This is a genomic window from Xanthobacter pseudotagetidis, from assembly GCF_043194795.2.
Lineage (GTDB): Bacteria > Pseudomonadota > Alphaproteobacteria > Rhizobiales > Xanthobacteraceae > Xanthobacter > Xanthobacter tagetidis_A.
Genome location: NZ_CM195534.1, coordinates 2,087,795 through 2,099,740, shown reverse-complemented (window position 1 = coordinate 2,099,740; position 11,946 = coordinate 2,087,795). Strand labels below are relative to the sequence as shown.

The window sequence follows — 11,946 nt, the reverse complement described above, 5'->3', positions numbered from 1 at the left end:
GCCGGCCATGGAGGAATGGACATGAGCGTCAAGGTGGCCATCAACGGTTTCGGTCGCATCGGTCGCAACGTGCTGCGCGCGATCGTGGAATCGGGCCGCACCGACATCGAGGTGGTGGCGATCAACGACCTCGCCCCGGTGGAGACCAACGCCCACCTGCTGCGCTTCGACAGCGTGCACGGCCGCTTCCCGGCGCAGGTGAAGGTCGACGGCGACACCATCGATGTGGGCCGGGGCAAGATCAAGGTGACGGCGGTGCGCGATCCCGCGACCCTGCCGCACAAGGAGCTGGGCGTCGACATCGCGCTCGAGTGCACCGGCATCTTCACCGCCAAGGACAAGGCGTCCGCGCACCTCACCGCCGGCGCCCGCCGGGTGCTGGTCTCCGCGCCCGCCGACGGCGCCGACCTGACGGTGGTCTACGGCGTGAACCACGACAAGCTCACCGCCGAGCACTTCGTGGTCTCCAACGCCTCGTGCACCACCAACTGCCTCGCGCCGGTCGCCAAGGTGCTCAACGATGCCATCGGCATCGACAAGGGCTTCATGACCACGGTGCACTCCTACACCAACGACCAGCCCTCGCTGGACCAGGTGCACAAGGACCTCTACCGCGCCCGCGCGGCCGCGCTCTCCATGATCCCGACCTCCACCGGCGCCGCCAAGGCGGTGGGCCTGGTGCTGCCGGAGCTGAAGGGCAAGCTCGACGGCGTCTCCATCCGCGTGCCGACCCCGAACGTCTCGGTGATCGACCTCAAGTTCGTCGCCAAGCGCGCCACCACGGTGGAGGAGGTGAACGCGGCCATCAAGGCGGCGGCGGACGGCCCGCTGAAGGGCGTGCTGGGCTACACGCTCCAGCCCAACGTCTCCATCGACTTCAACCACGATCCCCACTCCTCCACCTTCCACATGGACCAGACCAAGGTCATGGACGGCACGCTGGTGCGGGTGATGAGCTGGTACGACAACGAGTGGGGCTTCTCGAACCGCATGGCCGACACGGCCGTGGCGCTCGGCAAGCTCGGCTGAACCGGAGGGGAGGAGGCTTCATCATGATCGCCTACCGCACCCTCGACGACGCCGACCTCGCCAAGAAGCGGGTCCTTGTCCGCGTCGACCTCAACGTTCCCATGGAGAGCGGGCGCGTCACCGACGGCACCCGCATCCGCGCCATCCTGCCCACCATCCGCGCCATCACGGAGAAGGGCGGCAAGGCCGTGCTCCTCTCGCATTTCGGCCGGCCCAAGGGCCGGGACGAGAGCCAGTCGCTGGCGCCGCTGGTGGAGGCGCTCTCGGCCGAGCTCGGCCGCTCCGTCGCCTTCGCCTCCGACTGCATCGGCGCCGAGGCGAAGGACGCGGTGGAGCGCCTCGCCTGCGGCGAGGTGATCGTGCTGGAGAACACCCGCTTCCATGCGGGCGAGGAGAAGAACGCGCCCGATTTCGTCGAGGCCTTGGCGAGCCTCGGCGACGTCTACGTGAACGACTCGTTCTCCACCGCCCACCGCTCCCACGCCTCCACCGAGGGCCTCGCCCACAAGCTGCCGGCGTTCGCCGGCCGCTCCATGCAGGGCGAGCTCGACGCCCTCACCAAGGCGCTGGAGGCGCCGCAGCGGCCGGTTCTGGCCGTGGTGGGGGGCGCCAAGGTCTCCACCAAGCTGGAGCTGCTGGGCAACCTGGTGGCGAAGGTGGACATCCTCGTCATCGGCGGCGGCATGGCCAACACCTTTCTCGCAGCCCAGGGCAAGACCGTCGGCAAGTCGCTGTGCGAGCACGACCTTCTCGGCACCGCGCGCGAGATCCTGGACAAGGCGAAGGCCGCGAACTGCGAGATCGTGCTGCCGGTGGACGCGGTGGTGGCGAAGGAGTTCAAGGCCAACGCCCCGCACCGCACGGTCTCGGTGGACGAGGTCGGCGACGACGAGATGATCCTCGACGCCGGCCCCAGGACCGCCGCGCTCGTCAGCGACAAGCTGAAGGCGGCGAGGACGGTGGTGTGGAACGGGCCGTTCGGCGCGTTCGAGCTCACCCCGTTCGATGCCACCACCGTGGCGGTGGCGCAGGAGGTGGCGCGCCTCACCCAGGCCGGCAAGCTGCTTTCCGTTGCGGGTGGCGGCGACACCGTGGCGGCGCTCAACCACGCCCGGGCGGCGGCGGGCTTCTCCTACGTCTCCACGGCGGGCGGCGCCTTCCTCGAATGGCTGGAAGGCAAGGCGCTCCCCGGCGTCGAGGCGCTGAAGCGCTGACAAACATTGCACTGCGGCGCACCTGCCGCAGTGCCCTATACTGTTCCCAGAACATCCCGCCGCGAGGGGCGGCAAAGGCAGGACGGACCGATCATGACCGCTGAGCTCGATACGATCGCACAGAAGATGGTGGCCGACGGCAAGGGCATCCTGGCGGCAGACGAAAGCTCCAGCACCATCAAGAAGCGCTTCGACGCCATCGGCGTCGCGTCGACCGAGGACAACCGCCGCGACTATCGCGAGCTGCTGTTCCGCTCGACCGAGGCGATGAAGAAGTACATCTCCGGCGTGATCCTGTTCGACGAGACCATCCGCCAGAAGGCCAAGGACGGCACGCCGCTGGTGACGCTGATCGCCGAGGCGGGCGCGGTGCCCGGCATCAAGGTGGACGCGGGCGCCAAGCCCCTGCCCTTCTGCCCGGGCGAGACCATCACCGAGGGCCTCGATGGCCTCGCCGGCCGCCTGAAGGAGTATTACGACCTCGGCGCCCGCTTCGCGAAGTGGCGCGCGGTGATCGACATCGGCGCCGGCATCCCGTCCTACACCGCCATCCGCACCAACGCCCACGCGCTCGCCCGCTATGCGGCGCTGTGCCAGGAGGCCAAGATCGTCCCGATCGTCGAGCCGGAAGTGCTGATGGACGGCGACCACGACATCGAGCGCTGCTACGAGGTCACCGAGTTCGTGCTCAAGGAGACCTTCCAGGAGCTCTATTACCAGCGCATCCGCCTGGAAGGCATGGTGCTGAAGCCCAACATGGTGGTGCCCGGCAAGAAGAGCGCGAAGAAGGCCTCGGTGGAGGAGGTGGCGGAAAAGACCGTGCGCCTGCTCAAGAGCTGCGTGCCGTCCGTGGTGCCCGGCATCGCCTTCCTGTCCGGCGGCCAGTCGGACGAGGAGGCCACGGCCCATCTCGACGCCATGGTGAAGCTCGGCGGCCTGCCGTGGAAGCTCACCTATTCCTACGGCCGCGCGCTCCAGGCGGCGCCGCAGAAGGCGTGGTCCGGCAAGGCCGAGAACATGGCCGCCGCCCAGGCCGCCTTCACCCACCGCGCCCGCATGAACTCGCTCGCCGCCCTCGGCCAGTGGTCGTCGGCCGAGGAGAAGAAGGCCGCGTGAGCCGCAAGGCGGCCGCGGCCGCCTTCTTCCGCATGAGACAAGAAAGGCGCCGGCTTTCGCCGGCGCCTTTTTGCTTGGGCGTGTCCGGCGCTCCCCCTGCCCTCACATGCCGATCGGACGGCGCAGATCGAGGGTGGTCGGGAACTCGTCCGGCGCGGTCTCGGCCGGCACGTGGGCCATGCCGGGCGTGTGGCCATACTCCTGGAACCGGGCGAGGCGGCGCGCCTCGGCCTCGTAGGAATTGACCGGGAAGGTCTCGTAGGAGAGCCCGCCCGGATGGGAGACGTAATAGACGCAGCCGCCGCGCGAGCGCTGGCTCCAGGTGTCCACCACGTCGAACACCAGCGGCGCATGCACCGGGATGGTCGGATGCAGCGCCGACCAGGGCTGCCACGCCTTGTAGCGCACACCGCCGACGAAGGTGCCATTGCGGCCCGTAGGCGCCACCGGCACACGCCGGCCGTTGCAGGTGAGCACGTGGCGCGAGGGATTGAAGCCCTCCACCTTCACCTGCAGGCGCTCCACCGAACTGTCCACGTAGCGCGCGGTGCCGCCCGTGACCCCCTCCTCGCCCAGCACGTTCCAGCATTCGAGCGCCTGGCGCACCTCCACGTCCACGCCGCCGCGCTGCACCTGGCCGTAGAGCGGGAAGCGGAACTCGAACTGCGCCTTGAACCATTCGGGATCGAACGCGTAGCCGGCGTCGCCGAGGTCCTCCAGCACGTCGAGGAAGTCGGCCCACACATAATGCGGCAGCATGAAGCGGTCGTTGAGGATGGTGCCCCAGCGCGTGCAGTCGCCGTGGATCGGCGCCTTCCACAGGCGCGAGATCAGCGCCCGCAGCAGCAATTGCTGGGCAAGGCTCATGCGCCAGTCCGGCGGCATCTCGAAGCAGCGGAACTCCACGAGGCCGAGCCGCCCGGTGGGGCCGTCCGGCGAATAGAGCTTGTCGATGGAGATCTCGGTGCGGTGGGTGTTGCCGGTCACGTCCACCAGGATGTTGCGCAGCAGGCGGTCCACCAGCCACGGGGCGGGGGGCAGCTCGCCGCCCGGCAGCGGGATCTTGGAGAGCGCGATCTCCAGCTCGTAGAGGCTGTCGTGGCGCGCCTCGTCGATGCGCGGATGCTGCGAGGTCGGGCCGATGAACAGCCCCGAGAACATGTAGGACAGGCTCGGGTGGCGCTGCCAGAACAGCAGCAGGCTCTTCAGGAGGTCCGGCCGGCGCAGGAACGGGCTGTCCGCCGGGGTGGCGCCGCCCACCACCACGTGGTTGCCGCCGCCGGTGCCGGTGTGGCGGCCGTCCACCATGAACTTCTCGGTGCCGAGGCGGGCGAGCCGCGCCTCCTCATAGAGCGCGTGGGTGATCTCGACGCAGCCCTTCCAGGTGTCGGAGGGGTGGACGTTCACCTCCAGCACGCCCGGATCGGGGGCGAGGCGGATCAGGTTGAGGCGGTAGTCGAACGGCGGCGGGTAGCCTTCCAGGTGGATCGGCATGTTCTGCTCGATCGCCACCTGCTCCACCGCGGCGATGAGGTCCACATAGTCCTCGAGGCGCTCCACCGGCGGCAGGAACACGCACAGGCGGCCGCCGCGCGGCTCCACGCACAAAGCGGTGCGGGTGTCGGCGGTGAAGATCTGGCGCTCGTTCTGGGCGATGTACTGGCGCACCAGCTCCTGCGCCCGCTCGCCGACCCCGTAGGCCTCGGTGCGCGGCGCCACCTGGTAGCGCGCGCGCGCATCGCCGGCCGGCGCGCCGTCGCGGTAGCGGGCGGCAAGCTCGGCCGCGTCCGGCAGCGGGCCACGCGGCTCGAACGTGTCCTCCTGCATGGTGAAGGGGTAGCGGGTGGGCGCGAGGTACGGCATCGATTCCAGCGGCAGCCGATAGCCGATGGGGCTCTCGCCGGGGATCAGGAACAGGAAGTCGCGGCGGAAGGTCCAATGCTCCGACGCCCAGATGGGCGTGCCGTCGGTCAGCCAGGAGCGGCGCAGCGGCAGCACCACGCCGGAGGGATTGGCGAGGCCCTGGTTGAAGGCGCGCGCCAGCATGCGGCGCGCCACCTCGTCCGCCATGCGCGGGTCGCCGGGGGGGATGTTCTCGGGAAGGCACTGCTCCTTCCACATGAAGTAGATGTTGTCCTCGTAGGCCGGCACCACGAACTGGTCGCCGACCTTGAGCTTCTCGGCCACCGCCTTGCCGAAGCGCTCCGCCTCCGCCGGGCCGGCGCCGTAGTCCACGGTCTCGGACGCGATCAGGTCCTCGCGCGACCACATGGGCTGGCCGTCCTTGCGCCAGAACAGGTCGAACGACCAGCGCGGCAGCGTCTCGCCGGGATACCACTTGCCCTGGCCGTAGTGCAGCACGCCCTCGGTGGAGAAGCGCCGGCGCAGGCGGCGTATGAGGTCGTCGGCGCGCACGCGCTTCTGCGGGCCGAGCGCCTCGGTGTTCCACTCCGGGGATTCATAGTCGTCGATGGAGACGAAGGTGGGCTCGCCACCCATGGTCAGGCGCACGTCGCCGCTGGCGAGGTCCCTGTCCACCTTCGCGCCGAGGGCGTCGAGCGCGGTCCAGGTGTCGTCGGAGAACGGCAGCGTCACCCGCGGGGCCTCGGCGACGCGGGTCACGTCCATCTCGAAGCCGAATTCCACCTCCGCCTTCTCCACCAGGCCGGTGATGGGCGCGGCGGAGCCGTAGTGCGGGGTGGCGGCGAGCGGGATGTGGCCCTCGCCGCACAGCAGGCCGGAGGTGGGATCGAGCCCGATCCAGCCGGCGCCGGGCACGTAGACCTCGCACCAGGCGTGCAGATCGGTGAAGTCCACGTCGGTGCCGGAGGGGCCGTCCAGGGCGGCGACATCCGGCTTCAACTGGATCAGGTAGCCGGAGACGAAGCGCGCGGCGAGGCCGAGGTGGCGCAGCACCTGCACCAGCAGCCAGCCGGTGTCCCGGCACGAGCCGAGCTTCTTCTCCAGTGTCTCGTCGGGCGTCTGCACGCCCGGCTCCATGCGGATGACGTAGCCGATCTCGCTCTGGAGGCGCTGGTTGATCTCCACCAGGAAGTCGACGATGCGCTTCTTCTCGCGCGGCACCGAGGCGACGAAGGCGTCGAACAGCGCGCCCTCGTGCTCCAGCTCCAGATAGGGCGCGAGCTCCGCCTTCAGCGCCGGGGCGTAGGCGAAGGGGAATTCCTCGGCGTACTCCTCGACGAAGAAGTCGAACGGATTGATCACGTCGAGCCTGGCGAGGAGGTCAACCTCCACCTTGAACTCGGTGGTCTTCTCGGGGAACACCACGCGCGCCAGCCAGTTGCCGAACGGGTCCTGCTGCCAGTTGATGAAATGTTGGGCAGGCGTGATCTTGAGGGAATAGGACGGGATCGCGGTGCGGCTGTGGGGGGCCGGGCGCAGGCGGATGGTCTGCGGGCCGAGCGCGACCGGCTTGTCGTAGCTGTAGCTCGTGACGTGGTGCAGGCTCGCGAGGATGGACATCGAGGAAACACCTGATCCTGCGGGCCGCGACCTGGGCCCTGGTTAGAGCAGACCGAAGTTAGACAAGCCCCCGATCGAGCGGAAGCGCGACTTTGCGGCGACACATGCTGCAAAGGCGGGCATGCACGCAAGAGGAGGCCCCACAGGGGAGCCATGCATTTTCAGCGTGTACCGGCCCGGCGCGGCGGCGCCCGGCACCCGGCCGGGCCGGAGCGCTTTCGGGCACAGGCCACGCCGAAGCCACGGCGCCCGCCTCAGGCCGTGGCGGGCGCGGGCGGCGCCGCCGGCCCGCCTGCGCCGACCGGCCCGCCTGCGCCAACCGGCCCCTTGGGCCCTTCGGGCGGCTCGCCCGCGGCATGCGGCCCGGCCGGCTTCTTCTTGTTCTTCAGCCTCTCCTCGAAGCGCTGGAGAACGGTATAGAAGGAGGGCACGAACAGCACCGCGAGGCAGGTGGAGGCGAGCATGCCCGACACCACGGCGATGCCGATGGACTTGCGCGAGTTGGCGCCGGCGCCGGTGGCGAACACCAGCGGCAGCACGCCGAGGATGAAGGCGAACGAGGTCATGAGGATGGGGCGGAACCGGAGGCGCGCCGCCTCCACCGCCGCGTCCGTGATCTCCATGCCCTCGGCCCGCTTCTCGCGGGCATATTCGACGATCAGGATGGCGTTCTTCGAGGCCAGCGCGATCAGCAGCACGAGGCCGATCTGGGTGTAGAGGTTGTTGGACACCCCGAGGCCCAGCAGCGCGCCCACCGTTCCGAGCAGGGCCAGCGGCACGGCGAGGATCACCGACATGGGCTGGATCCAGCTCTCATACTGGCCCGCCAGCACGAAGTAGACCAGCAGGATGGCGAGGCCGAACACGAAGTAGATCTGATTGCCCACCGCCTTCTCCTGATAGGACATGGCGGTCCACTCGAAGCCGGTGCCCGGCGGCAAGGTGGAGGCGGCGATCTGCTCCATGAGGTCGAGCGCCTGGCCGGAGGAGAATCCGGGGGCGTTGGTGCCGTTGATGGTGGAGCTGGGATAGAGGTTGTAGAGCGAGATCAGCGGCGGCCCCTGCACCACCTTCACGGTGAGCAGCGTGCCGAGCGGGATCATGGTGCCGTTGGGCGCGCGCACCTTCAGCGCCTCAAGGTCCGCCGGGGTCACGCGGAAGCCGGCATCGGCCTGCACATAGACCTGGAACACGTTGCCGAACTTGTTGATCTGGTTGACGTAGGTCGAGCCGAGATAGGACGAGATGGTGGTGAACACCTGGCCCACGGTCACGCCCAGCGTCTCGGCCTTGATGCGGTTGATCTCCACCTCCAGCTGCGGCGCGCCGGCGCGGAACGAGCTGGAGACGTGGGAGAGCGCCGACTGGGCGTTGGCCTTCTCCACCAGCGAGGTGGTGATCTGCGCCAGCAGCTGGTAGTCGAAATTGCCGTTCTTGAGCTGCGGCTGCATGGTGAAGCCGGCGGCGTTGCCGATGCCCTGGATCGCCGGCGGAACCAGCACGATCACCTGCGCCTGCTCGACGTCCGCCACCGCCTTGTTCATGTTCTGGTACATGGACAGGAGGTCCTGCCCCTTGGTGGCGTAGCGCACGTCCCACGGCGTCAGGGTGACGTAGATCACGCCGGCATTCGCCAGGGTGGACGAGTTGTCCATGATCGAGATGCCGGACACCGCAAGCGCCGTCTGCACCCCCGGCACCTTGCGCACCCGCTCCGACACATCGCCCATCACCGCCTTGGTGCGGTTGAGGTTGGCGCCATCCGGCAGCTGGACGGCGACGAGGAAGTAGCCCTGGTCCTCGATCGGCAGGAACGAGGTCGGCACCCGCGTCAGCCCCCATCCGGCGACGCCCATGAGCGCCAGCGCCACCAGGACCATCAGCTTGGAGCGGTGGACCATGCGCGAGATCAGGGCGGTGTACCAGTGCTCGGCCTTGCCGTAGACCGCGTTGAAGCCGCGATAGATGAAGTTGCGCTTCTCCGGCGGCACCGGCTTCCTCAGCCAGAGCGCGCACTGGGTGGGCTTCAATGTCGCCGCGTTGATGGCCGAGATGAACGCCGTCGCAGCGATCACCAGGGCGAACTGCTTGAACATCTGCCCCGATAGGCCTGGTATGAACGAGGCTGGCAGGAACACGCTCATCAGCACCAGGGTGATGCCGACCACCGGCCCGAACAGCTCGTCCATGGCCTTCTCGGCCGCCGGCTGGCCCGCCATGCCCTCCTCGATGTGGCGCGCCACGCCCTCGACGATGACGATGGCGTCGTCCACCACGATGCCGATGGCGAGGATGATGGCGAACAGGGTCGAGATGTTGATGGTGAAGCCCATGGCGTCCATGGCGGCGAACGCGCCGATGATGGTCACGGGAACGGTGGTCGCCGGAACCAGCGTCGCGCGCCAGTCCTGGAGGAACATCAGGATCACCACCAGCACCAGGATCGCCGCCTCGAACAGGGTCTTCCAGACCTCGTCGATGGAGGCGGAGACGAACCAGGTGGTGTTGAACGGGTTGGCGTAGTCGAGGCCCTCGGGGAAGCTCTTCTTGAGCTCCTCCATCTTCTTGCCCACCAGCTCCGAGACCTCGAGCGCGTTGGCGGCGGGAAGCTGGAAGATGCCGATGCCGGCCGCAGGCTTGTTGTCCTGCATGAAGTCCTTGGAATAGCTCTGCGCGCCGAGCTCCACGCGGCCGATATCGCGGACCCGCACGATGCGGCCGCCATTCTCGTTGTCGACCTTGACGATGATGTTCTCGTAGTCCGCCACGTCGTCGAGGCGGCCCTTCACGTTCACCGTGTACTGGAACGAGGCGTTGGAGGGTGCGGGCGGGATGCCGAGCTGGCCGGGGGTGACCTCCTGGCTCTGCTTCTGCACCGCGTTCGACACGTCGGTGGGGGTGAGGCCCACCGCCTGCATCTTGTCCGGGTCCATCCAGATGCGCAGGGCGTAGGTGCCGGCGCCGAACACCGCCACGTTGCCGACGCCGGGCACGCGCTCCAGCTCGTTCTGGATGTTGATGATGGCGTAGTTGTTCAGGAACAGGCCGTCATAGCGTCCGTCCGGCGAGATCAGGGTCACGAACTCGAGGATCGAGGTGCCCTTCTGCAGGATGGTGACGCCCTGGGCCTGCACCGGGGCCGGCAGCGAGGCGAGGGCGATGTTCACCCGGTTCTGCACCAGCACCTGCGCCATGTTGGGATCGGTGCCGATGGCGAAGGTCACGATCAGCGTGTAGGTGCCGTCCGAGGCCGACCAGGACTGCATGTAGATCATGCCCTCGACGCCGTTCACCTGCTGCTCGATGGGCAGGGCGACGGTGTCGACCAGGGTCTTGGCGGAGGCGCCGGGATAGGAGGTGGAGACCGACACCGTGGGCGGCACGATGTTGGGATATTGCGCAACCGGCAGGCGGATGAGGGAGACGAGGCCGATCAGCACGAAGACGAGGGCGAGCACGTTCGACAGAACCGGCCGCTCGATGAAAAAGCGCGAGATCATGGGCGCTCCCAGAGGTTCGAGGGACGGATCAGTTCTTCTGTGCCGGCGCGGTGCCGCCCGCGGGGGCGGCGGGCGCCGTGGCGCCTCCGATCGCGTCCGGCACGCCCGCCGGCTTGCCCGCCTTCGTGGTCGGGGCGACGCCGACGATCTTGCCCTCCTCGGGGTCGATCTTCGAGCCCGGGACGGCCCGCTGGAGGCCGCTGATGATGATGCGGTCGCCCACCTTCAGCCCGCCCTCGATGGCGCGCAGGCCGTTGGCCTGGAGCTGGCCGGTGGTGACCGTGGTCTGGGAGACCACGTTGTCGGCGCTCACCGTCAGGACATAGGCGCCGAGCTGGTTGTAGCTGATGGCGGCGTCGGGCACGAGGATGGTCGGCGCGGCGTCGCCGAGCGGCAGGCGCACCCGCGCGAACAGGCCCGGCAGCAGCGCCATGTCCTTGTTCTCGAAGATGCCGCGCACGGTGAGCGTGCCGAGGTTCGGGTCCACCTGCGGGGCGATGTAGTCGAGCTTGCCCTTGTGCGGGAAGCCCTGCTCGGTCTGCAGGCCAATCTCCATGGGGATGTCGCCGATGCGGCGCTCCACGCTCATCAGCGTGCGGCCGGTCCTGGCGAGGTGCTCCTTGATGTTGAGCACCTGCTGCTCGCTCAGGGAGAACCAGACATAGATCGGGTCCACCTGGACGATGGAGGCGAGCTGGGTCGGCCCGCTGTAGCCGACCAGGGCCCCCACGTCCTGCTGGTGGGCGGTGACGAGGCCGTCGAAGGGCGCCGTCACCTGCGTGTAGCCGAGGTTGATCTGCGCCGTCTGCACCGCGGCCTCGGCGTTGGCGACGTTGGCCACCGCCTGGTCGCGCTTGGCGCGCGCCTGGTCGAGGGTGGCCTGGGAGGCGAAGTCCTGCTTGGCGAGCTGCGCCTGGCGATTGTATTCCGCCTCGGCCTGAACCTGGAGCGCCTGATTCGCCGCCAGCGTCGCCTTGGCCTGGTCGAGGCTGGCCTTGTACTGGTCCTGCTCGATCACGAACAGCACCGAGCCCTTCTTGGCGAGCTGGCCGTCCTCATAGTTGATGGCGGTGAGGAAGCCCTGGACGCGGGCGTTGAGCTGCACCGAATTGATCGAGGCGGTGTTGCCGGTCAGCTCCAGGAAGCGCGTCACCGGCTGCTGGAGCACGGGAGCGACGGTCACCTTCGGCGGCGGCGGGGGCACGTAGGTGTTCTTTTCCTCGCAGGCGGCGAGCACAAGAGCGGCCGAAACCGCAATGCCGCCACGGCGCAGGCCGGACACCCGGAATCCCCCCACCATACCCAATCCCCCTTTGTGCAGTCGCGGCGGATACTAAGCATGGGTCCATGACGTGTCCATGAGAGGAATTGGCTTGATCACTTCCAACATGCCGCTCCGCGGCCATCCGTCGGCGGCCGGGCCGGCGCCCGCGCCCGGGCTGCCTCGCATTGACATTGCCCCCACCCGTTCATAAGTGTCCGCCAGGATTTGCGCTCCCTTTGGCGGCATGAGGGTCAACGTTGCCCCGCGCGCCCTTGCGGCAGGTGCGGGGCGTCCGGGTTCCCGACTTGCTGCCGCCGCATTGGGGGTATTGAAGAACGCC

General features: G+C 68.5%; 6 protein-coding genes. 3 read left to right on the top strand and 3 right to left on the bottom strand.

Translation table 11 applies throughout. From position 1 onward, the window contains the following. Positions 1-21: 21 nt before the first annotated feature. The 3 genes from gap (at position 22) to V5F67_RS09575 (ending at position 3,359) form a co-directional block, all read left to right on the top strand. Entirely contained in the window at positions 22-1,029 is a 1,008-nt protein-coding gene (gap, locus tag V5F67_RS09585; protein ID WP_394019160.1) for a type I glyceraldehyde-3-phosphate dehydrogenase, read from the top strand. Positions 1,030-1,052: 23 nt separating this feature from the next. Continuing rightward, on the top strand, positions 1,053-2,243 hold the full coding sequence (locus tag V5F67_RS09580; RefSeq protein ID WP_394019158.1) for a phosphoglycerate kinase: 1,191 nt from the start codon (positions 1,053-1,055) through the stop codon (positions 2,241-2,243). 93 nt (positions 2,244-2,336) lie between these two features. Beyond that, entirely contained in the window at positions 2,337-3,359 is a 1,023-nt protein-coding gene (locus V5F67_RS09575) for a class I fructose-bisphosphate aldolase (RefSeq protein WP_394019156.1), read from the top strand. A 102-nt stretch (positions 3,360-3,461) separates the two neighbouring features. Here the strand turns inward: V5F67_RS09575 and V5F67_RS09570 are convergent, their stop codons facing one another. The 3 genes from V5F67_RS09570 to V5F67_RS09560 all read right to left on the bottom strand — a co-directional run bounded on the left by V5F67_RS09570 (position 3,462) and on the right by V5F67_RS09560 (position 11,642). Then, positions 3,462-6,842 carry a transglutaminase family protein gene (locus V5F67_RS09570; RefSeq protein WP_394019154.1) on the bottom strand — a complete coding sequence of 1,127 codons (3,381 nt, stop codon included), beginning with the start codon at positions 6,840-6,842 and terminating at the stop codon, positions 3,462-3,464. Positions 6,843-7,096: 254 nt separating this feature from the next. Further along, positions 7,097-10,342 carry an efflux RND transporter permease subunit gene (locus V5F67_RS09565; RefSeq protein ID WP_394019152.1) on the bottom strand — a complete coding sequence of 1,082 codons (3,246 nt, stop codon included), beginning with the start codon at positions 10,340-10,342 and terminating at the stop codon, positions 7,097-7,099. 28 nt (positions 10,343-10,370) lie between these two features. Further along, positions 10,371-11,642 carry an efflux RND transporter periplasmic adaptor subunit gene (locus V5F67_RS09560; RefSeq protein ID WP_394019150.1) on the bottom strand — a complete coding sequence of 424 codons (1,272 nt, stop codon included), beginning with the start codon at positions 11,640-11,642 and terminating at the stop codon, positions 10,371-10,373. Positions 11,643-11,946 lie beyond the last annotated feature (304 nt).